The sequence below is a fragment of the Clostridium perfringens ATCC 13124 genome (assembly GCF_000013285.1).
Taxonomy (GTDB): domain Bacteria; phylum Bacillota; class Clostridia; order Clostridiales; family Clostridiaceae; genus Sarcina; species Sarcina perfringens.
Window position 1 is genome coordinate 702,494 of the sequence record NC_008261.1, and the last position, 22,648, is coordinate 725,141.

The window sequence follows — 22,648 nt, forward strand, 5'->3', positions numbered from 1 at the left end:
TTTATGGCTAAAAGTAATGGACTTTTAAGTAAAATAGGTGGATTCTTTAAAAAGTTTCCTTTAGAAATTTTATTTTATATTTTACTTGTATTTAAGATAACTGTTTTTTGTACAATGCTAAAAAGCAATAGTGGAATGGAGCTGAATTTAGGATTTGTATATGGATTAATAGATTATAAGATAATATATCTTTTATTCCCATTAATATTCATAAGTTTTGGATTTTTATTTAAAAGATGGGGAAAGTTTATTTATCTATATATTGTAGACTTAGGAATTTCAGCACTTTTAATTTTTGATTTACTTTATTACAGACTGTATGGAACTTTTCCATCAATAAAGTTTTTAATTTACCCAGATTTATTTAATCCTTTAAATAAGGATCTTATCTTCTTTAGAAGTAGGATGCTATTATTTATAATAGACTTAGTATTATTACCTATACTTTACATATTATTTAGAAAGTACACTAAGGATTGGTATTTTGGAAAGGTAAAATATAGAGTTATAGCATTTTTATTAACATTCTTAGTACCAAGTGGATGTGTTTTAGGAAAATACTATTTATATGATGTTAAGGATATAACTAATGGAGAAAAAGGATTTTTAAGGGTTGCTTGGACACCAACTAGTGGAATTTTCAGAGCTACTCCTTTAGGATATCATTTCTTTGATATTTATAAGACATTAGTTCTTGATAAGGATATAAAATTAAGCAATGAAGAAAAACAAGAAGTTAAAAATTGGCTTGATGCAAATTATGAAAACTTACCAGACAATCAATATAAAGGGGAATTAAAAGGCAAAAACTTAGTTGTGTTACAAATTGAATCTTTAGAAGATTTTGTTATAAATAAAAAAATTGATGGACAGGAGATAACTCCTACATTAAATTCAATACTAAAGAATTCATATTATTTCCCTAATATTTATGAAGAAAACTTAACTGGATTTAGTTCGGATGCAGATTTAATGGTTAATACAGGTATGTTACCAATAACTAATACTGCTACATCTTTTGCTTATCCAAGTAGAACTTTAACAACATTGCCATCTATATTAGAAAAGAATGGTTATACTACAGTTTCAGCTCATCCAGAAGTAGCGGGAAGTTGGAATTGGGGGGAAGTACACCACAGTTTACTAAAATTCCAAAATTCATATACATTATATGACTTTAATGAAGATGAAATAATTGGATTAGGAATTTCAGATAAGAGTTACTTAACTCAATTAGCTACTAAGGCTGGGGATTTAAAACAACCATTCTATCTATTTACTGTTACTTTAACAAATCATGGTCCTTTTGAGATTGATGATGCACATACAACAATAAAAATACCTAGTGAAATAGAAGGAACTCTTATAGGACAATACTTTAAAACAGTAAGATATACAGATGAAGCTATTAAAATGTTTATGGACAAGCTAAAAGAAGAAGGTAGATTTGATGATACTGTATTTGTTATATATGGTGATCATGCCGGTCCAAATAAATATTATAAAGATCAATTAAAAGATGTTAATTTTGATGGTAACTATTGGAAGCTTAATGAGAAAAAAGTACCACTTATAATCTATAATCCATCAATACAAGGAAAAACAATAGAAACTAAAGGTGGACTTATAGATGTTATGCCAACAGTTTCATATCTTTTAGGGGTTAATGATGGTAGCTTAAGAAATGTAATAGGAAGAAATCTTTTAAATACAAATAGAAATATAGTAGCACTTCCAGGTGGTGAAGTAGTAGGAGAGGCTAAATCTCAAGATGAATTAAATCATGTTAAACAATCTTATGATATATCAACTAAGATAATAAGATCAGATTACTTTAAAAATAATTAATAAAAAGGGGACTGTGAAAAAATAAGTTTTAAATATTTTTAATATAAGTTCTCAAGTTTGTATAAAAAAGTAGCTATGAGAATTCATAGCTACTTTTTGTTTTAACAAGTAAAATCTTTATCAATAGTTATTATGCAGTTATATTGAGGGTGAGTTTCTTTTACTGCCTTTATAATTTCTTCTTTTAACTCACTTTCAGACATAACTTTTCTTAGTTTTTCTGGGTTAACAACAATATCGAATATAAGATTTTTCTTATTTCCATGACCAACAATTCTAAAATCATGCATTGATTCTATTAGTGGGTTATATTTAATTATTTTGTCTATTTCTTCTTTAGCTTGTTTTATTTCACCATCTTCTAGACAAATAGGGTCCATGTGAATTACTAAATAAATCTTTAGTTTGTTAGAAATTTCTCTTTCAGCCATATCTATGATATCATGTATTTTCATAACATTTATGTCAGAAGGTATTTCTGCATGAATTGAAGCCATACATTTACCTACACCATAGTTATGAATTATAAGATCATGAACTCCTATTATATGATCATATGATAAAACCATTTCTCTAATATTTTTAGCAAGCTCTGGATCAGGTGCTTCTCCTAAAAGTGGATTTATAGTCTCTTTTACTAAAGTAAATCCAGCATATAGAATAGCTAGTGAAACAATAACACCTATATATCCATCAATAGGGAAAGTAGTAAATTTTGCAGCTAAAAATGATATAACAACACATGTTGAAGTAAATACATCCCCTAAAGCATCAACTGAAGCAGCCTTAAGAGCTGAAGAATTTATTCTGTTACCTGTTAATTTATTAAATCTACTTAACCAAAATTTAAAGAATATTGATACTACAAGTAGAATAAAAGGAATTACTTCAAAGGTTACAGGTGTTGGATTAAGAATTCTTTCAATTGATGATTTGGTAAATTGAAAACCTACTAACATTACCATGAATGCTACGATTAGAGCTGAAATATATTCAATTCTACCATGTCCAAATGGATGCTCTTTATCTGCTGGCATTTTAGCTAATTTAAAACCTATCATGGTTATTACAGAAGAGCCAGCATCAGATAAGTTATTAAAGGCGTCTGCTGTTATAGCTATACTTGCTGAAATTAATCCTACAGAAAATTTTATTAAGAATAAAATTATATTAACAATTATTCCAACTATACTAGCTAAGTACCCATAAGAACTTCTAACACTTTCATTTTCTGTGTTTTTGTAATCCTTAATGAAGGTTTTTATTATAAGATTTGAAAACATATTAATCATCTCTCCATTTTTATTAAGTTTTAAATTAAGTTTATATTAAATTAAAAAATAATTATTATAGTTGATTAAAAAAAATAAAACCTAGAAGTTATATAAATTTATTCAACTAAATCTCATTATATTATATCATAATATTTTATATTGAAAAATATTGAAATAGAATATAAAATAATAAGCAAATTGGGGAATTTTTAATATAGGGAAATTATGAAATATAGGAGAGAAAAAGACATATGAATAGAAGAAAAATAAGTGCTTTATTACTGTCGTGTACTTTAGCTATGAATATTTCAAGCTTTAATGAAATTGTTCTAGCAGATGAAAATAAGGGAGAAGAAGTTCAAAAGGAAAGTCATAATGAAAGTAATTGTATAGCTGGGGATTACCATGAAGTTAATAATGGAAATGCAAAAAATACAGAGAACACACCTGTTATAAATGGAATAAAAGTAAACAAACAATTGATAGATATAAATTACTCTCAAGGAATTACTATAAATCCAAAATATATAGTTATACATGATACTGATAATAGACAAGCTGGTGCTAATGCTATGGCTAATAGAAATTACTTTGCAAATCATCCAAATGCTAAAGCATCAGTACATTATATAATTGATGAAGGCAATATTATTCAAGCTTTAGAAGATACTTGGAAGGGGTGGCATGTTGGAGATGGTAATAATCCAAATATAAATAATTCTACAACTATTGCTATAGAACTATGTGTTAATAAAGGAAATGATTTTGATAAAACTTTAGAAAATGGAATTGAATTAACAAAATATCTAATGAATAAATACAACATACCAGCAGAAAACGTTGTTATGCATAGAGATGCAAGTGGAAAAACATGTTCAAGGATGATGATTGAAGATAGACCAAGTTTATGGCCTTATTTTAAAGATAGAATTTCTGGTGGAGATGGAAGCTTAGAAGATGACGGGTTAAAGCCTAAAATGCAGGGAAAAGTTACTAATGCTTCTGTTCTTAATGTGAGAGAGAGTCCAAGTACTTCAGGAAGAATAGTACATAAATTAAATAGAAATCAAGTGGTAGGAATATATGAAGAGTTAAATGGATGGTACAAAATTGACTATATAGATGGAGTTAAAAAGAAGTATGGATATGTAAGTAAGGATTATATATCAATAATTAATGAAAATCCTGAGGACGAAGAAACTAATGGGGATATTGAAATAGAAAAACCATCTGTATCAGTAAATAAGAAAGGGATAGTAAAAGTAAATAGTGCCTTAAATATGAGAAGCGGCCCAGGAAGCAATTACGGAGTAATAGGAACTTTACGTAATAATGATGAAGTAGAAATCATCAAGGAAGTAGATGGATGGTATGAAATAAAGTTTAATGGAAAAAGTGGATATGTATCAAGCCAATACATAAAAGTAGTAGATAACGAGTCAAATGAAGAGAAACCAGTAGAGCCAGAAAAACCATCTGTATCAGTAAATAAACAAGGGGTAGTAAAGGTAAATAGTGCTTTAAATATGAGAAGCGGTCCAGGAAGTAATTACGGAGTAATAGGAACTTTACGTAATAATGATAAGGTAGAGATAATTAAAGAAGTAGATGGATGGTATGAAATAAGATTTAACGGTAAGGTTGGATATGCTTCAAAGTCATATATAACTATAGTCAATGAAGGATCTAATAATGGAACTGATAGTGTAATTAAAGAAGGAACTGTATATGGGGTAAGTACAAATCTAAATGTTAGAACTGGTCCAGGAACTTCATATCAAGTTATTGGATACTTATTATCAGGAGATAAAGTTAAAATTTTAGAAGAGGAAAATGGTTGGTATAAGGTTCAATTTAATGCTAGTACAGGTACTAAGAATGGATATGTAAGTAAAGATTACATTAAGGTTTAATTAGTTGTGAATATATTTAAATAGTGTAAATTTTTGAATAAAGGAAGTGCTTTTTGGATAACTTTAAGATTTTGTTAATTATGGATTTTGTGGTAAAGTATAATTAAAAGTATCTATTTTATACAGAAAGGTGAGATACATATGGAAAAAGTTATTGCAAATGAATTAATTAATTTTTTATATGAAAGTCCAACAGCTTTTCATGCAGTAAAGAATGTTAAGGACACTTTAGAATTTGAAGGCTTTAAAGAATTAAAAGAGGCTGATAGATGGAATCTAGAAGTGGAAGGAAAGTATTTTGTAAGTAAAAATGATTCAGCTTTAATTGCTTTTAGAGTTGGTAAAGGTGATATTGCTGAAAATGGATTTAAAATAATTGGTGCTCATACTGATTCACCAGGATTTAGAATAAAACCAAATCCAGAGATTACAGTTGAAAATACTTATGTAAAATTAAATACAGAAGTTTACGGAGGACCAATACTAAATACTTGGTTTGATAGACCACTAGCTTTAGCTGGAAGAGTATCATTAGTAAGTAAAAATCCATTAAAACCAGTAAATAAGATAGTTAATATAAATAGACCTATACTTATAATTCCAAACTTAGCTATTCATATGAATAGAGAAGTTAATGAGGGATATAAAATAAATAGACAAAAGGATACATTACCTTTATTATCACTTGTTAATGAAACTTTAGAAAAAGGTAATTATTTAGTTGAACTTTTAGCAAAAGAATTATATTGTGAAAAAGAGGATATTCTTGATTTTGAATTATATCCATATGAATATGAAAAAGGTTGCTTAATGGGATTAAATGAAGAGTTTATATCTTCAGGAAGATTAGATGATTTATCAATGGTTCATGCAGGTATTAAAGCATTAATGGATGCTGAGGTATCACAAGCTACTAATGTAATGGTATGTTTTGATAATGAAGAGGTTGGAAGTGCTACTAAACAAGGTGGAGATTCAGATTTCTTAAAAACAATATTAGAAAGAATAGTCCTAGCTTTAGGTAAAGATAGAGAGGATTTCTTAAGATCATTATCAGAATCATTTATGATTTCAGCAGATTTAGCTCATGCTGTTCATCCAAATTTAGGAGAAAAACACGATCCTGTAGTTAGACCTGTTTTAGGAAAAGGACCTGTAATAAAAATAGCAGCATCACAAAGCTATACAAGTGATAGTGATTCATCAGCTGTTTATGAAATGATATGTAGAAATGCAGGAGTTAATGTTCAAAAGTTTGTTAATAGATCAGATATGAGAGGTGGTTCAACTATAGGACCAATATCATCAACTCATTTACCAATAAGATCAGTTGACATGGGAACTCCAATATTAGCAATGCATTCAATAAGAGAGTTTGGTGCTGTTAAAGATCATTTTGATTGTATAAAGTCATTCACTGAATTCTTTAGAATTTAGTCTATTAATAATTTTCAATATATTTAGTTAATATAATTTTTATTAATTATAACAAAAGTGGGATGTAGAAATTTACATCCCATTTTTTATATTTAAATATCATCGTCGTCTAGCATATCGCCTTCTATATAGTCAAATTCACTATAGGATATATTGTTGCAAACTATGTCATCTTCTAATGGGTTTGGCAATTTAGTGTAAGTTTTACCAGTTTTAGAATAAGAAACTAAATCATGTTTTTCTGGACTATAAAAGTCTCTATCTCTTGGAGGATATTTTTTACTCATATTTATTTCCCCTTTCAAATTTTAATTTTGAGTTTTGTTTTAGATTAATGATTTAATTTAAATTAGATAAATTAAAGTTACATTAATAAAAACAAATTATTAATATAGCCATAAATTAGAGTTTTAATCTCTAAATTTTTAGCTTAAATTTATTTTTCCCAAAATAAATTTAGTTATTAAGTTAAAATTAGATTTTGCTTGGTAATTAGTATAGTTTTAGGAAACCTATGTGTTATTTTGTTAAAACTATTATTAATAAGTTTTAAGTAGCTTATATTTATCTAAAGTGGAATTAATAAAGTTGAAAAAAGAAATACTATACTTTAGGATGGTATAATAAGAAGAAAAAATAGATAATAGACAGTTGGAAGTTTGGAGGGAGAATTTAATTATGTCATATAAATTAATATGTATAGATATGGATGGAACATTATTAAATAATAAACATGAAATTAGTGAAAGAAATAAAGAGGCTATAAAAAAAGCTACAGAGAGAGGCGTAAAGGTAGCTGTAACAACAGGTAGATTATTTGCATCAGCTAAATATTATGCAGGACTTTTAGGAGTTAAAACACCTATAATATCATGTAATGGTGCTTTTATAAGAGAAAAGGATGAAGATAAAGTAATATATGAATCTGTTTTAAATGAGGATCAACTAGATAGAATATATGATGTCATAAAAAAATATGATATTAATATGGCCTATTTTAATACACCAAACACTGTAATCTCTGAAAAGATTGTTCCAGAAGAGCATGGCTATAAGGTTATGAATAAAATGATGGGAGAATCAAAGGAAAAGGTAATGTTTTCAGAAGGAATAGATTTTAAAGAAGCTTTTAAAACTTATGGGAAACATATACTTAAGGCTATTTGTATAGAAAATGATAGTAATAAGCTTGAAGATTTATTTAAGGCAAAAGAAGAATTGAAAAAATATGAAGATTTAGAAGTTGTAAGTTCTTCACCAAGTAACTTTGAAGTAATGAATAAAGGTACTTCAAAAGGACGTGCAGTAAAAGTTTTAGCTGATATATTAAATATAAACAGAGAAGAGATTATGTGTTTAGGAGATAGTGAAAATGATCTTAGTATGATAGAGTTTGCAGGTCTTGGAGTAGCTATGGGAAATGCAGAAGAGTTTTTAAAAGAAAAAGCTGATTACATAACAGATACAAATGAAAATGATGGAGTAGCTAAAGCTATAGAAAAGTTTGTATTAGATTAATTTAACCATATTTTTTATAATATAGAAGATATTAATTTTATACAAGATTAAATGAAAAGGTAAGTTTTTTTATTTAGTATTTTAAAAATATTTTCTTAAATAAAGAGAGACTAAAATCGTAAAATTTAGGATTTTAGTCTCTTTATTTTCATAAAAATTTATTTTGCAAAGTAGAAGCTTTCTATAAATTTCTCTATATTATTTATTTTATTCCTTGGTTGTAGTTGTTTTGGATTCTTTTTTTGTTATGGTAGAAGAACCATTTTTAGTTGTAGTGGTAGTTGTGGTAGTAGTTGTGACCACTGTTGTAACAATAGTAGTGGAATCATCTAAAGCTTTATCTTCTTTTGATAAGGCTGGTTTAAATGGCCACCAATTTGCCCTTCCAAATATTTTTACCATTGCTGGAATAAATAGAGGAAGAACAAAGACAACATATAAAAGTATGCCTGTTAGAACCACCATGGAAATTTCAATTAAGGATAATACTCCAGATGGAAGTAAGGCTGCAAAGGTACCACTAAGGATTATTACGGCAGATATTATTACTCCACCCATACTTTTCATTGTTCTTATTATACGTTCTTTTATAGAACCATTAAGATCTTGGTTAAATCTTGTCATTATAAATATTGAATAATCTATACCTAAAGCCATTAAAACTACAAAGCCAAAGAATGATGTTATCCATGATATACCTGGATAGCCCATAATTTTAGTGACAACAAATTGTATTACGCTTATTGAAGTAAAATAAGTTAGTAATAAAGAAATCATTAAGTAAATTGGCATTGTTAAAGATCTCAATATAATAATTAAGGTAATAAATACTCCAACTATTACAAATATTAAAGCTTTATCATAATCAGAATCAGCCATTCTCTTAGTTTCGTATGTTGTACTAGCCATTCCACCAATACCTATATTAGCATTTTCTAACTTAGTTCCTTTAACTCCATCTTGAACAAGAGACTTAAGATTAGGAATTTCATTAACTGCTTCATTGGAATAAGGATTCTTTGTAGTAATTACATTTATTACTGCTAATTTACCATCTGAACTCATATATTGATTTAGGGATTTTTTAAATTCATCATTACTAAATACCTCAATTGGAACACAAATTCCTGAAAGATTATAAGATAGATTTGACCAATCATTTATAAATCCGTTAGCATACTTAAGTCCATTTTGAATTTCAGTTAGTCCATTAGAACCAGCCTCAAGTCCATTAGATAATTCATTTATTTGGCCAGAAAATTCTTTGAAACCATCTTGGATTTTAGATTGACCATTAGCTATTTGGTTTAAGGCATTTGAAATTTCAGGAACTTTAGATGAAATTTCTTCTCCCCCTGCTAAGGATTTGCCAAGACCACTATCTAAAGCCTTTAATCCATTTTCAATTTCAGAAATTCCAGAATTAAATTTATCTAAATCATTTATTACAGTATCCTTTTTGCTATTTAAAGTATTTATTAGAACTTTTAATGCGCCTATGCTTTCGTTAATTGCTTTAATCTCTGGAGTATTATTAAAAGTTCCTTGTAAATTATTAGAGTTATTATTTAAATTATTAATATCATCAGAGAATTTTTTGAAATTTTCATCATTTAAAACCTCTGGATGTGACTTTGAATATTCACTTAAATGAGAATTTAATGATGAAAGAGATTCTTTAAGTTTACTAGTATCTACATTAACTGAATTTGGATTACCTGTTAAGGAACCAATTTTGTTTAAATTATCAAGAACATCATTAGCAGAATTAACTATGGCACTATAATCTTCTTCAAGTTGAGATTTACTTAGTTTTAAAGAATTAACTTTATTTAAAGCTCCATCTATGGAATCTTTTAACTCTGTAGCTCCATTATGTTCCTCACGAATACTTTCCACAAGTTTATTAAGAGCACTTTGGAGTTCAGAAACTCCAGTTTCAGTTTTTTTAGTACCTTCTTGAAGCTTAGCTGTACCTTCTTCAGCCCCCTTTAACTTGCTCTTTGATGAATCTATCTTTTTACTAGCATCACTTAATCCGTCATTTATTTTGTTTAATCCATTATTTGCTTTATCTATACCTTGTGAAACTTGACCAGCTTGGTCATTTACATAAATTTCATCAAGACGAACTCCTGTTGGTCTAGTAACACTTAATACTGATTTTATATCATTACTAGAGTTTTGTAGATTATTAGAAAGTTTTTCTATTAAGGCTACATATTCAGGCTTTCTCATATCATCATCATTTTCTATGTATATTGAAACAGGAGATGCTTGTCCTATACCAAAGTCATCTGCTATTATATTAAATCCTTCCTTAGCAGAGTAAGTATCCCCAATTTCATTTAAATTGTTAAATGATTGATGAAAGTTATTAAATAAAATAGGAAGTAAAAGTATGGTGAATATAGCTCCAAGTATAGGAATTGGTTTACTAAATGCTTTATTAGCTAACTTAGCCCAAAGTCTATTTTCTTCTGCTTTAAAGGTTCCTTTAACAGGCCAAAAAATATTCTTTCCTAATATAATCATTACTGCTGGGAAAATTGTAAATAAGGCTGCAATTAAAAATAATATACCAATTGCTACAGCTACGGCACTTCTATATAAATTAAATCCAATAAAATTTAAGGATGCAAAAACAACAAACACTGGAGTAGCACTAGATAAAACTGTTTTACCAGCAGTTTTAAAGGTTATTTTTACAGAATCAAGTCTATTATTTCCATTAGCTAATTCCTCTTTAAATCTATTAAGTAGCAAAATAGAGTAATCAGTTCCAATACCGAACATTATACAAATCATAAATATTTGAGTGTAGTTTGAAAGAGGAAAATTAAACTTATCTGCTAAAATCCCAACAACAGATTGAGCTCCTAAATAACTTATTCCTACAGTAAGTAAAGGAATAAATGGAGTAACTACTGATTTAAACAATAATATAAGGACTATGAATATAAATATTACAGTTATTGTTTGAGTTTTATTTAGTCCTTTTTGTGCAGCCACATTAACATCATTCTCTATAAGACTTTGTCCTGTAACATAGGTTTCAACCCCTGGAGTTTTTAATTCATCATTTAAAGTTTTTTCTATTGTACTTACAGAGGAATCCTTTGGATTTACTGTCATTAAGGCTATAATAGTTTTACCATTTTCAGAGTTAAGTTGATTTTTTAGCTGAGGAGTATCAAAACTATCATTTATACTTTGAATATAATCACTATTTTCTTTTGATTTCAATCTATCAATAGTATCCTTTATATTTTTTAGATTTTCATCTGTTAATTTATTACTTGAGTGAAAAACAGCTATATAGCTATCTTTGCTATTAAATTTATTATCTGATTGGAGTATGTCTGAAATTTTAGAAGAATAATCATCAGGTAATTGTATTCCTCCTTTTTCACTAACTAGCTTTGATAGGGAAGGGGCAGTTAAAAATAAAAATGCTACAACTGCACACCATATTATTAAAATAAAAAAGCTAAGTGGTTTATTAAGTTTAATCTTTTTAAGTATATTATCTTTCATATATTCCCTTCTTTCTTTTACCACTTTAATTAACTTAGTTAATAAAAAATTAATAATTTCATTAAGTTTTTTAGATTTGTTTTAAATTAAATTTCACTTAAGATATAAGATATTATTTAATTAAAAGTAATGTTGCTATAAATTTATCATAGCACATATTTAGTTTAAATATGAACTAAATGTTAACTTGTTAAATGCAAAAAAACACATGATTCTTTAAGAGTTTTCTTAAAATCATGTGTTTTCTTTAAAATAATGTATTAGTCGTTAGATTTACCAACACCTGAAAGTATTATTCCAGGGTTATGATCTATAGCCCATGAAATACCCCAGTCATTTTGGAATATAAGTAGATTTCTATCTTTAAAATCTTTAACTTTCTTTGTATCAGAAGTTAAGTTTAGTGAATCTACATCTATATTATCATTTTCAATCCATCTAACATATCTAAATGGAAGTCTTTCCATTTTTATATCAACATTGTATTCATTTTTTAATCTATATTCTAAAACTTCAAATTGAAGAACACCAACAACACCAACTATGATTTCTTCCATACCGATGTGTAATTCTTTAAATACCTGAATAGCACCTTCTTGAGCTATTTGAGTAACACCTTTTATGAATTGTTTTCTTTTCATAGTATCTACAGGTTTAACTCTAGCAAAGTGCTCAGGAGCAAATGTAGGAATACCTTCAAATTTGAATTTCTTAGGATTTAAACATAAAGTATCTCCTATTGAGAATATACCTGGGTCAAATACCCCTATGATATCTCCAGCGTAAGCTTCTTCAACAACCTCTCTATCTTGAGCTAAGAATTGTTGAGGTTGAGCAAGTTTAACCTTCTTACCACCTTGAACGTGGAAAACATCTTTTCCTTTTTCAAATTTACCAGAACATATTCTCATGAAAGCAAGTCTATCTCTATGAGCTTTATTCATGTTAGCTTGTATTTTAAATACGAAAGCTGAGAATGGTTCAGTCATTGGATCTATTTCACCTATTGATGAATTTCTTGGAAGTGGAGAAGTAGTTAGTTTTAAGAAGTCATTTAAAAATGGCTCAACTCCAAAGTTTGTAAGAGCTGATCCAAAGAATACAGGAGTTAATTCTCCTTTTCTAACTTTCTCTAAATCAAATTCGTCACCAGCTATATCTAATAGTTCAACATCTTCCATTAACTTATTATGTAAATCTTCACCTAGAAGTTCTTTAAATTTAGGATCTTCTAAGTCACCAGTTATAGTTGAAACCTCGCTTTGTCCATGGTTTCCACCATCAAATAAGTGGATTGTGTTTGTAGCTCTATCATAAACACCTTTAAAGTGACTTCCACATCCTATTGGCCAATTCATTGGGTAAGATTTTATACCAAGTTCACTTTCAATATCTTCTAGAAGTTGGAATGGATCTCTAGTTTCTCTATCCATTTTGTTTACAAAAGTAAATATAGGAATTTCTCTTAATGAAGCAACTTGGAATAATTTTCTTGTTTGATCCTCAACCCCTTTAGCTCCATCTATAACCATAACAGCTGAGTCGGCAGCCATAAGTGTTCTATATGTATCCTCTGAGAAGTCTTGGTGACCAGGAGTATCTAGTATATTTATACAATATCCACCATAGTTAAATTGCATAACAGATGAAGTAACAGAGATACCTCTTTGCTTTTCTATTTCCATCCAGTCAGAAACTGCGTGTGTAGCAGCTTTTCTAGCCTTTACAGAACCAGCCATTCTAATAGCTCCTCCATAAAGTAAGAATTTTTCAGTAAGAGTAGTTTTACCAGCATCAGGGTGAGATATGATGGCAAAGGTTCTTCTTTTCTCTATTTCCTTAATTAAATCGCTCAATCTAATTTCCTCCTTAATTTTTTTATGTATATTAAAATATTAACTATTTTCCTTCATTAATATATATAAATATGAAAGATTAAGAAAATAATTGTTTTATCTCTTAAATAGCCTAGACTATTATATCATAAAATAACTATCAAATTAATAAATACTTTTAAGTAAAAAAATAGGTCATATTCTTAATCTTTAATATGACCTATTTTATATATTTTATTTTGAATTTTTCTTTTTAAGTTCTCTCATAGTAGGTAGTGCGTCTTTATTATCTAATCCAACAATAGATAGTATTTGTTTAGCTCTATCTTTAGTTGAACCTTCTATAGTTGTGTATTTAACATTTTCACTATCTAAGAATTGCTTTAATGCATTATCAACTGCAGAGGCAGTTGATTCATCTTGCCATCTAACACCATCTTGAGTATAACCAAATTCTCTAGGAACAAAGAAGATATGATCATACTTTTGAAGATCTTTAAGAGCTAAATGGTAAAGATCTTTTAGTATTTCAATTTCTTTTTCAGATCTTTTTTTATCACCTAGCATAAATCTTCCATATATATATGGTACAAAAGTTGCATAATCTGTTAAAGCATAATCAAATTGATTTAATGATTCTTCTAAACGAAGTTGTCCTAAATAAATACCGTATTGTTCAGAAATAGTTTCTATCATACCTTTTTCTTTAAGATATTCTGTACTATATTCAGTTGCGGCTCCAACATCTAAGCCTCTGATTTTAAACTCAACATAAAGTTGTTGTATTAAAGTAGTTTTTCCACATCTTGGACCACCAAGTATTGCAATTCTAACTGGCATATTGACCCCCCATTAAATTATATATTTACAGTAAGTAAAATAGAGAAATAATTTGTTTTTAAGAATTAATTTATTATATACATTAAATCAAAATTTCTAAATAAATGACAAATTTCATTATATCAACATGATAGAAGTATTTCAATATTTTAAATTCCTTAAAATAATTAATAAAAACTTTATAATATATTAATGATACAAACAAATTATTACAATTTATTTGCAATAATTTGAAAAAAAGCAATGATATGATATAATCTTAAATGTATATGTCAAAAAATAATGAAATAGTATAATAATTTTGATATAATTACCTAGTATAAAATAAAGAAAAATTTAACATATATTTGTAAATAAAGTTTAAGAGGTGAATTAATGTATAAATTAGTAGCTATAGATATGGATGGAACTTTATTGAAAGAAGATAAAACTGTATCTGAAAAAACTAAGGAAGCAATAAAGAAAGCTAGAGAAAAAAATGTAAAAGTAGTTTTAGCAACAGGAAGACCAGTAGATGGAGTAAAAAGATATTTAGAAGAATTAGATTTATGTCATGATGATGAGTATGTTTTAACTTTTAATGGAGCTATAGTTAAGGAAGTTGGACCTGATAGAGTAATTTGTAGAGATACTTTAAAAGGTAGCGATTTAAAATATTTATATGAAATAAGCAAAAATGTTGGAGTTAATATACATGCTTTTTCTAATTTTGGCTGTGTAACTCCTAAGATGAATAAATATACAGAATTAGAAGGTAGAATAAACGGAATAGAAGTTTGTGAAGCTGATTATAATGACATAAAAGAAGATGAAGAAATAATAAAGATAATGATGATTGATGAACCAGAAGTTCTAGAAGAAGGAATTAAGAAGTTACCAGAAGAAGTATATGAAAAATATACTGTAGTAAGAAGTGCTCCTTATTTCTTAGAGTTTTTAAGTAAGACTTGTAATAAAGGAGAAGGGGTTAAATCTCTAGCTGAAAGCTTAGGTATAAAAAGAGAAGAAGTTATAGCAATTGGAGACGCTGGAAATGATCTTCATATGATAGAGTATGCAGGCCTTGGAGTTGCTATGGGAAATGCTTTTGAAGAAGTAAAAGAAAAAGCTGACTTTATTACAAAAAGTAATGAGGAAGATGGCGTAGCTTTTGTTTTTGAAAAATTTGTTTTATAGATTTTAATATAAAAATATGATTAAAGTTAAGGGGGATTTTATGCAAAACATAAATGATATTCCAATTAAATCAGAGTGTAGTAAGGAAAAAAGCTATCTATTTTATAATGTTGCAAAAAGATGTTTTGACTTAATATGTTCGTTAATTGCGTTAATATTATTTTCACCAATATTTTTGATTTTATATATATGGGTGAAGGTTGATTCTAAAGGACCAGCATTTTTTGGGCATAAAAGAATTGGTAAAGACAGAAAATATATAGATGTTTATAAATTTAGATCTATGGTTTCTAATGCAAAAGAGGTGTTTGATAATTTTACACCAGAGCAAAAAGCTGAATTTGAAAAGAATTTCAAGTTAGATGATGATCCAAGAATAACTAAATGTGGAGCTTTTTTAAGAAAGACAAGTTTAGATGAATTACCTCAATTAATAAATATTATTAAAGGAGATATGAGCATTGTTGGACCAAGACCAATAGTAGATAAAGAAGTTGAAAAGTATGGTGAATATGCAGACAAGCTTTTCAGTGTTACACCAGGATTAACTGGTTATTGGCAAGCAAATGGAAGAAGTGACACAACATATGAAGAAAGAGTACAAATGGATATGTACTATATAGATAATAGATCTTTATGGCTTGATATTAAAATAATATTTAAGACGGTTATATCAGTTATAAAAAAAGAAGGAGCTGTATAGATGAAGATATCTATAATTTGTCCATTGTATAATGCTGAAAATTATATAATGAGTTTACACAATAAAATATTAGAACAAGAAAAACCAGAGGGTACAGAAGTCGAAGTTTCATATGTTTTAACTAGATGTAAGGATAAAACAGAAGAAATGTTAAAAAATATGAATTTACAATATACACTTATAGAACCAAAGGATTTTTCACATTCAAAAACTAGGGAGATGATGGCTTTTAAGTCAACAGGAGATATTATAGTTTTTATATCACAAGATGTAATGATGAAGAATAACTTTTGGCTTAAAAATTTAGTACAACCTATTATAGATGGGGAGTGTGAAGCTTCATTTAGTAGACAACTTTGTACTAATAATACTATAGAAAAATATATAAGAGAAAAGAATTATCCTGAAGAATCAAGAGTGGTTTCTAAAAAGGATATTAATAAATATGGATTATTAACATTTTTCTATTCAGATGCATCATCAGCTGTTAAAACAAGTGTATATAAAGAGTTAAATGGATATGACAATAAAAGACTTTTAATAAATGAAGATATGTATTTTGCTGAAAAGCTTATACAAGCTGGATATAGAATAAAGTATTGCTCAGATTCTGAAGTTTATCATTCTCATGTATTTACTCTTAAATCATTGTATGAAAGATACTTTGATACTGGAGTTTTCTTTAGACAAAACTCACAGTTCCTAAATTATAAAGGGAATAAGAGTGGTAAAGATTTAGCTATTCATGTATTAAAAAGATCATTAGAAGATAAAAACTTTAAGGTTACATTAAATATATTACCTAATTTTGGAGCGAGATTTATTGGAAGTTTCTTAGGAAAGAAATATGAAAGTTTACCTAGAAGTTTTGTTATGGCTTCTTCAATGAGTAAAAAGGTATATAGTCAAATTTAGGATTAAGGTAGAAGGTGAGAAGATGAAAGGAATTATATTAGCTGGTGGAAGTGGGACAAGATTATATCCAGTAACAAAGGCAATGTCAAAGCAAATGGTACCAATATATGATAAGCCGATGATATATTACCCAATGTCAGTATTAATGTTAGCTGGAATAAGAGAGGTATTAATAATATCAACAGAAAGAGATTTACCTAATTTTAAAGAGTTATTTAAAGATGGAAGTGAATTAGGTTTAAATATAGAATACAAAGTTCAAGAAGCACCAAATGGACTTGCAGAAGCATTTATAATTGGAGAAGAATTCATAGGAGATGACAATGTAGCTATGATTCTAGGAGACAATATATTCTATGGACAAAACTTCTCAAGTAATTTAAAGGAAGCCGCTGCTTTAGAAAAGGGTGCTATGGTATTTGGATATTATGTTCAAGATCCTAAGGCCTTTGGAGTAGTAGAATTTGATGAGAATGGAAAGGTAATTTCTTTAGAAGAAAAGCCAGAACATCCAAAATCAAAGTATGCAGTTCCAGGACTTTATTTCTATGACAATACAGTAATAGAAAAGGCAAAAGGATTAAAGCCATCTGCAAGAGGAGAACTAGAAATAACTGATTTAAATAGATTATATATGGAAGAAGGAACTTTAAAAGTTAATTTATTTGGTAGAGGAATGGCTTGGTTAGATACAGGAACTCATGCTTCAATGTTACAAGCATCTAACTTTGTTGAAGCTGTTCAAAATACTCAAGGTACATATATAGCTTGTTTAGAAGAGATTGCTTATAGAAAAGGATGGATTTCTTCAGAGAAGGTATTAAACTTAGCTAAACCATTAATGAAAACTGGTTATGGTAAGTATTTAGTTGATATAGTTGAAGAGTTAGAACAAAAAAAATAATAGAGAGATATTAGACGATTATATAAATTTACATAATATAACAAATTCTTATATTATGTAAATTTTTTTGAACTTTATATACAATTTATTGAAAGTGGTGAAAAGATGAGTAACTTTAAATTTATAGAAACAAAAATAAAAGATTTATATATTATAGAACCAAAAGTTTTTGGAGATGAAAGAGGATATTTCATGGAAACATATAGTCAAAAAGCTTTTGAAGAAGCTGGACTTACTATGAAATTTGTTCAAGATAATGAATCAAAATCTAAAAAAGGTGTTTTAAGAGGATTACATTTCCAAACTAAACATACTCAAGGAAAGCTTGTTAGAGTAACTCAAGGAGAGGTTTGGGATGTAGCTGTAGATTTAAGAAAAGGATCACCTACATTTGGACAATGGGAAGGTGTTCATTTAAGTGCAGAAAATAAAAGACAATTCTACGTTCCAGAAGGATTTGCTCATGGATTTGTAGTTTTATCTGATGAAGCTGTATTTAACTATAAATGTACAGATTTTTATGCTCCAGAATATGACAGTGGACTTCTTTGGAATGATAAATATGTTAATGTAGAATGGCCTTTAGAAGGAATAGAAGAAATAATCTTATCAGAAAAAGATAAGAAACAAAAAACTTTAAAAGAATTAGATATTCCTTTTATATATGAAGGTTAATAGGAGGAAGTCTATGAAAATATTAATAACAGGTTCAAATGGACAATTAGGAAATGAACTTCAATCAATAATAAAAAGTGGAAAAGCAGAAATAGGTTCAGTTAGTGAAAATATAAAAAACTCAGAAGTTATTGCTTTAGATGTTGATAAATTAGATATAACTAGCTTAGAAAATGTTAAAAATGTACTTAATGAAGAAAAACCAGATGTAGTAATAAACTGTGCAGCGGCAACAAATGTTGACGGATGTGAAAGTAATGAAGATTTTGCATTTAAAGTTAATTCTTTAGGAGCAAGAAATTTAGCTATGGTTTGTGAAGAAATTGGAGCTAAATTAGTTCAAGTTTCAACAGATTATGTATTTAGTGGTTTTGGTGAAAAACCATTAACTGAGTTTGATTTAACTGCACCTTATAGTGTTTATGGAAAAACAAAACTTTTAGGTGAAAATTATGTTAAAGAGTTTTGTTCAAAATATTATATAGTTAGAACCGCTTGGTTATATGGATATGTGGGACATAACTTTGTTTACACAATGATGAGACTTGGAAAAGAAAAAGAATCATTAAATGTAGTTAATGATCAAAAAGGAAATCCAACTCACGCAAATGATTTAGCATATCATATATTAAAGCTTATAGAAACAGAAGAATACGGAATATACCATTGTACAGGAAAAGGGGAATGTACTTGGTATGATTTTGCTAAAGAAATAATGGAGTTAGCTGGCAATAAGTGCATTGTTAACCCATGTACTTCAGAAGAATATAAAACACCAGCTAAAAGACCAGAATATTCATCATTAGATAATATGATGCTTAGATGTACAATTGGTGATGAAATGAGAGATTGGAAGGAAGCTTTAAAAAGCTTTTTTGAAAATCAACAAAATCAATAAAAGTTATTAAAGTTAGGAGAGAATTAAATGAAAACTTACTTAGTTACAGGTGGAGCAGGATTTATAGGATCTAACTTTGTATTATATATGTTAAAGAAATACAAAGATATAAAAATAATAAACTTAGATAAATTAACTTATGCAGGAAATTTAGAAAACTTAAAATCAATAGAAAATGATGAAAGACATATATTCGTTCAAGGAGATATATGTGATAAAGAATTAGTTTCAAGTTTATTTGAAAAATATGAGATAGACTATGTAGCTCACTTTGCAGCAGAATCACATGTTGATAGAAGTATAAGAGAGCCAGAAGTATTTGCTAAAACTAATGTATTAGGAACAGTAAATTTACTTAACTGTGCTAAAAATGCATGGGAAACAGAAGAAGGATGGAAAGAAGGAGTTAAATTCCTGCATGTTTCAACAGATGAAGTTTATGGTTCATTAGGAGAAACAGGATATTTCATGGAAACAACACCATTAGATCCACATAGTCCATATTCATCAAGCAAAGCAAGTTCAGATTTAATGGTTAAGGCTTATGCAGATACATATAAAATGCCAGTAAACATAACAAGATGTTCAAATAACTATGGACCATTCCAATTCCCAGAAAAACTTATACCACTTCTAATAAATAACTGTTTAAATCATAAGGATTTACCAGTTTACGGAGATGGAATGAATATAAGAGACTGGTTATTCGTTGAAGACCATGCAAAAGCAATCGATATGGTAATAAACGGGGGAAGACTTGGAGAAGTTTACAATGTTGGTGGACATAATGAAAGAACTAACATACAAATAGTAAAAACAGTTATAGAATACTTACATGATAATGTAGATGAAGAAATAACTGAAAACTTAATAAAGTATGTTGAAGATAGAAAAGGTCATGATAGAAGATACGGAATAGATCCAACAAAGATAAAAGAAGAGTTAGGATGGTATCCAGAAACAACTTTTGAAGTTGGAATAAAGAAAACAATAAAATGGTACTTAGATAATAAAGAATGGATGGAAAATGTAACATCAGGAGATTATCAAAAATATTATGAGAAGATGTATAGATAATAAATTGAATATAGGAGATAATATATGAATTTAAGAAATAAATCAAACACAAAGTATGAACTTTTTATATATTTTGTGCTATTCTCAATATTTATTAGAGACTTTAAAATATATATACCTCTATTTGTACTAAATATATTATATGTTATATATCTTATTTTTAAAAAAGAGATACATATAAATTTAAAAAAATGGAATATTACTTTAGCTTTATTTATAATATGGACAGTTATAAATACTATAATAGCAAGTTTTATTTTTAAACATCCTGTATATTATTCAAATGTTATAAAACTTTTGCTTAATATGAGTTTTCTATTATCAACATATTTTGTTGTAGATGGAACAAATATGAAGTTCCATAAGAAAACTTTAGTTAGATTTTTAGAGTTTATAATATTGATTAATTTTATACAAATTATATATATTTATTTTGATGGCAAGTTATTTAATGATTTTTTTAGTGGCGCACTAACAGAAAGTTCTGATGCAGCTTATACAATCAGTAGTTATCATAATATAATTGGAGCAGAAAATAAGAATATTTGGGCTACTAAGTTTGCATTAATATATATGATATACCTTTACATATGTGCCTTCGATAATTTTAATATAAATTTAATTGAAAAAATAAGTTTTATAATTTTAGGGATAGTAACAGTTGTACTTTTATTAAGCAGAACTGCTCAAGTAGCTATAATAATACCGATAGTATTTTTAGCTTTTTATAGTATGAGAAATTTAAATTATAAATATAGAATAGGTATATATGCAGTAAGTGGAATTTTATTCTTGGGAGCACTGTTTGTCTTTTTTGATAAATTTTTCCACTTAGAGTTTAATATGACAGATGGTGGCTTTACAAGATTATATATATGGAAAGAATTTATTATAAGCGTTTTTGATACTCATTTTATAGTAGGTAATGGTATAGGATATAGTGCTTATTTCATTCAGGATATATTAGGAAGGTTTGAATCAAATCTTCATAACGTATTTCTTAATATATTTTTTGAACTTGGAATAATAGGAATTGTTCTTTATATTACCTTTATAATTCAATTTTTTAAAGATTTTATTACAAGAAAAAATATATTGAAAAATTTATTTATGATAATATTTCCTATGTTAGCCATAGTTTGTTTACAATACTTAGGATATGATAATGATTTAGTAGTAACTTTAACACTATTAATTATAATAAATATGATTATGAAGAAAGATGAGCAAAGAATATGATTAGAAAATTTTCATTGATAATGGCTACCTATGGGAGAAAAGATGAAGTAGGGTGTTTTCTTGAAAGTCTAATGAATTCAAATTATCCAATGGATAAAGTTGAAGTAATCATTGTTGATCAAAATAAAGAAATAGACTTAGAGCCCATAATTAGTAAATATAAAGAAAAAATAAAAGTGGTTCACATAAAATCTAATGAAAGAGGATTAGCTTTAAATAGAAATAAGGGGTTAGAGATAGCAACTGGAGATATAATAGCTTTTCCAGATGATGATTGTGAATATCTAGTAGATACCCTTAATATAGTTAATAATTACTTTGAAAATGAACATTGTGACTTATTAATGGGAAGAATTGTTGAGCGTAATGGTGAAGATTCACTTAGGGAGTGGCCTAAAGAGAAGATAGAAATAAATAAAAATAACTTTTATACAAAGTGTTCTTCAGTAACTATGTTTTTAGATAGTAAAAAATGCTTTGTAAAATTTAATGATCAATTAGGAGCAGGTAAATATTTTGGAGCTTGTGAAGATGCAGATTTGATATATAAAAACTGTAAAAAGGGTCTAAAAATAATATATAATCCAGAACTTCAAATATATCATCCACATTATGATTCAAATAGCAATATGGATGATAAGAAAATATATAGTTATGGTTTAGGATTTGGTGCAATGGTAAAATCAAATTTTGATTTTTCTATGCTAATATTATTTATTAAGGCTGAGGGATATCATTTCTTAAAATCATTAATATATTTAATAACATTTAAGACAACTAAGTCAAAAAGAAGTTGGCTTGCTTTTAAAAGTAGAATAAAAGGATTTTTTGAATATAAAAATTAACCATAAAGCATAAA

The 22,648-nt window shown here is 27.7% G+C and carries 18 protein-coding genes; 13 read left to right on the forward strand and 5 right to left on the reverse strand.

The features are described from left to right. Nucleotides 1–3: 3 nt before the first annotated feature. Nucleotides 4–1,848: an LTA synthase family protein gene (locus tag CPF_RS02935; protein WP_011590268.1), complete on the forward strand. Its 1,845-nt coding sequence runs from the start codon at nucleotides 4–6 to the stop codon at nucleotides 1,846–1,848. Between the two features lie 101 nt (nucleotides 1,849–1,949). On the opposite strand, the gene CPF_RS02940 is transcribed toward CPF_RS02935, so the two are convergent. Further along, complete coding sequence (locus CPF_RS02940; protein WP_011590269.1) at nucleotides 1,950–3,131, reverse strand: cation diffusion facilitator family transporter; 1,182 nt, start codon at nucleotides 3,129–3,131, stop codon at nucleotides 1,950–1,952. 242 nt (nucleotides 3,132–3,373) lie between these two features. On the opposite strand from CPF_RS02940, the gene CPF_RS02945 reads away from it, so the two are divergent. Then, nucleotides 3,374–5,035 (forward strand): SH3 domain-containing protein, encoded by a 1,662-nt coding sequence (locus tag CPF_RS02945; RefSeq protein WP_011590270.1) that lies wholly within the window; start codon nucleotides 3,374–3,376, stop codon nucleotides 5,033–5,035. Between the two features lie 135 nt (nucleotides 5,036–5,170). Next, nucleotides 5,171–6,472 carry a M18 family aminopeptidase gene (locus tag CPF_RS02950; RefSeq protein ID WP_370867105.1) on the forward strand — a complete coding sequence of 434 codons (1,302 nt, stop codon included), beginning with the start codon at nucleotides 5,171–5,173 and terminating at the stop codon, nucleotides 6,470–6,472. Nucleotides 6,473–6,564: 92 nt separating this feature from the next. Here the strand turns inward: CPF_RS02950 and CPF_RS02955 are convergent, their stop codons facing one another. Beyond that, nucleotides 6,565–6,759, reverse strand: a complete 195-nt coding sequence (locus CPF_RS02955; RefSeq protein ID WP_003448762.1) for a hypothetical protein — start codon at nucleotides 6,757–6,759, stop codon at nucleotides 6,565–6,567. A 391-nt stretch (nucleotides 6,760–7,150) separates the two neighbouring features. On the opposite strand from CPF_RS02955, the gene CPF_RS02960 reads away from it, so the two are divergent. Further along, the gene (locus CPF_RS02960) at nucleotides 7,151–7,990 is read left to right on the forward strand and encodes a Cof-type HAD-IIB family hydrolase (RefSeq protein WP_003460189.1); all 840 of its coding nucleotides are present in this window, start codon (nucleotides 7,151–7,153) and stop codon (nucleotides 7,988–7,990) included. Between the two features lie 207 nt (nucleotides 7,991–8,197). Here CPF_RS02960 and CPF_RS02965 read toward each other — a convergent pair whose 3' ends face one another. The 3 genes from CPF_RS02965 to CPF_RS02975 form a co-directional block, all read right to left on the reverse strand. Next, nucleotides 8,198–11,527 (reverse strand): MMPL family transporter, encoded by a 3,330-nt coding sequence (locus CPF_RS02965; RefSeq protein WP_011590272.1) that lies wholly within the window; start codon nucleotides 11,525–11,527, stop codon nucleotides 8,198–8,200. Nucleotides 11,528–11,787: 260 nt separating this feature from the next. Beyond that, nucleotides 11,788–13,383 (reverse strand): peptide chain release factor 3, encoded by a 1,596-nt coding sequence (locus CPF_RS02970; RefSeq protein WP_003448736.1) that lies wholly within the window; start codon nucleotides 13,381–13,383, stop codon nucleotides 11,788–11,790. Between the two features lie 213 nt (nucleotides 13,384–13,596). Further along, nucleotides 13,597–14,202, reverse strand: coding sequence for an AAA family ATPase (locus CPF_RS02975; protein ID WP_003448743.1), 606 nt, complete (start codon nucleotides 14,200–14,202; stop codon nucleotides 13,597–13,599). Between the two features lie 375 nt (nucleotides 14,203–14,577). Between CPF_RS02975 and yidA the strand changes: the two genes are divergently transcribed. The 9 genes from yidA to CPF_RS03020 all read left to right on the forward strand — a co-directional run bounded on the left by yidA (nucleotide 14,578) and on the right by CPF_RS03020 (nucleotide 22,634). Continuing rightward, nucleotides 14,578–15,378: a sugar-phosphatase gene (gene yidA / locus CPF_RS02980; protein WP_003460506.1), complete on the forward strand. Its 801-nt coding sequence runs from the start codon at nucleotides 14,578–14,580 to the stop codon at nucleotides 15,376–15,378. Nucleotides 15,379–15,418: 40 nt separating this feature from the next. After that, the gene (locus tag CPF_RS02985) at nucleotides 15,419–16,081 is read left to right on the forward strand and encodes a sugar transferase (protein ID WP_003476898.1); all 663 of its coding nucleotides are present in this window, start codon (nucleotides 15,419–15,421) and stop codon (nucleotides 16,079–16,081) included. After that, nucleotides 16,082–16,996 carry a glycosyltransferase gene (locus CPF_RS02990; RefSeq protein WP_003460502.1) on the forward strand — a complete coding sequence of 305 codons (915 nt, stop codon included), beginning with the start codon at nucleotides 16,082–16,084 and terminating at the stop codon, nucleotides 16,994–16,996. Between the two features lie 22 nt (nucleotides 16,997–17,018). Further along, nucleotides 17,019–17,900, forward strand: coding sequence for a glucose-1-phosphate thymidylyltransferase RfbA (gene rfbA / locus CPF_RS02995; RefSeq protein WP_011009932.1), 882 nt, complete (start codon nucleotides 17,019–17,021; stop codon nucleotides 17,898–17,900). Between the two features lie 105 nt (nucleotides 17,901–18,005). Further along, complete coding sequence (gene rfbC, locus CPF_RS03000) at nucleotides 18,006–18,575, forward strand: dTDP-4-dehydrorhamnose 3,5-epimerase (RefSeq protein WP_003460494.1); 570 nt, start codon at nucleotides 18,006–18,008, stop codon at nucleotides 18,573–18,575. Between the two features lie 13 nt (nucleotides 18,576–18,588). Continuing rightward, on the forward strand, nucleotides 18,589–19,473 hold the full coding sequence (gene rfbD / locus CPF_RS03005; RefSeq protein WP_011009934.1) for a dTDP-4-dehydrorhamnose reductase: 885 nt from the start codon (nucleotides 18,589–18,591) through the stop codon (nucleotides 19,471–19,473). 27 nt (nucleotides 19,474–19,500) lie between these two features. Next, nucleotides 19,501–20,550, forward strand: coding sequence for a dTDP-glucose 4,6-dehydratase (gene rfbB, locus CPF_RS03010; RefSeq protein ID WP_003460529.1), 1,050 nt, complete (start codon nucleotides 19,501–19,503; stop codon nucleotides 20,548–20,550). Between the two features lie 24 nt (nucleotides 20,551–20,574). Then, complete coding sequence (locus CPF_RS03015) at nucleotides 20,575–21,789, forward strand: O-antigen ligase family protein (protein WP_003448723.1); 1,215 nt, start codon at nucleotides 20,575–20,577, stop codon at nucleotides 21,787–21,789. Next, a complete protein-coding gene (locus CPF_RS03020) occupies nucleotides 21,786–22,634 on the forward strand; it encodes a glycosyltransferase (RefSeq protein WP_003460503.1) in 849 nt (282 codons plus the stop codon). The genes CPF_RS03015 and CPF_RS03020 overlap by 4 nt, the downstream gene beginning before the upstream one ends. The last annotated feature ends 14 nt before the right edge of the window (nucleotides 22,635–22,648 follow it).

Bases quoted from the DNA above. Each gene is read 5' to 3' on its own strand.
- CPF_RS02935 (WP_011590268.1), top strand. From the start codon at position 4: ATGGCTAAAAGTAATGGACTTTTAAGTAAAATAGGTGGATTCTTTAAA.
- CPF_RS02940 (WP_011590269.1), bottom strand. From the start codon at position 3,131: ATGTTTTCAAATCTTATAATAAAAACCTTCATTAAGGATTACAAAAAC.
- CPF_RS02945 (WP_011590270.1), top strand. From the start codon at position 3,374: ATGAATAGAAGAAAAATAAGTGCTTTATTACTGTCGTGTACTTTAGCT.
- CPF_RS02955 (WP_003448762.1), bottom strand. From the start codon at position 6,759: ATGAGTAAAAAATATCCTCCAAGAGATAGAGACTTTTATAGTCCAGAA.
- CPF_RS02960 (WP_003460189.1), top strand. From the start codon at position 7,151: ATGTCATATAAATTAATATGTATAGATATGGATGGAACATTATTAAAT.
- CPF_RS02965 (WP_011590272.1), bottom strand. From the start codon at position 11,527: ATGAAAGATAATATACTTAAAAAGATTAAACTTAATAAACCACTTAGC.
- CPF_RS02975 (WP_003448743.1), bottom strand. From the start codon at position 14,202: ATGCCAGTTAGAATTGCAATACTTGGTGGTCCAAGATGTGGAAAAACT.
- yidA (WP_003460506.1), top strand. From the start codon at position 14,578: ATGTATAAATTAGTAGCTATAGATATGGATGGAACTTTATTGAAAGAA.
- CPF_RS02985 (WP_003476898.1), top strand. From the start codon at position 15,419: ATGCAAAACATAAATGATATTCCAATTAAATCAGAGTGTAGTAAGGAA.
- CPF_RS02990 (WP_003460502.1), top strand. From the start codon at position 16,082: ATGAAGATATCTATAATTTGTCCATTGTATAATGCTGAAAATTATATA.
- rfbA (WP_011009932.1), top strand. From the start codon at position 17,019: ATGAAAGGAATTATATTAGCTGGTGGAAGTGGGACAAGATTATATCCA.
- rfbC (WP_003460494.1), top strand. From the start codon at position 18,006: ATGAGTAACTTTAAATTTATAGAAACAAAAATAAAAGATTTATATATT.
- rfbD (WP_011009934.1), top strand. From the start codon at position 18,589: ATGAAAATATTAATAACAGGTTCAAATGGACAATTAGGAAATGAACTT.
- rfbB (WP_003460529.1), top strand. From the start codon at position 19,501: ATGAAAACTTACTTAGTTACAGGTGGAGCAGGATTTATAGGATCTAAC.
- CPF_RS03015 (WP_003448723.1), top strand. From the start codon at position 20,575: ATGAATTTAAGAAATAAATCAAACACAAAGTATGAACTTTTTATATAT.
- CPF_RS03020 (WP_003460503.1), top strand. From the start codon at position 21,786: ATGATTAGAAAATTTTCATTGATAATGGCTACCTATGGGAGAAAAGAT.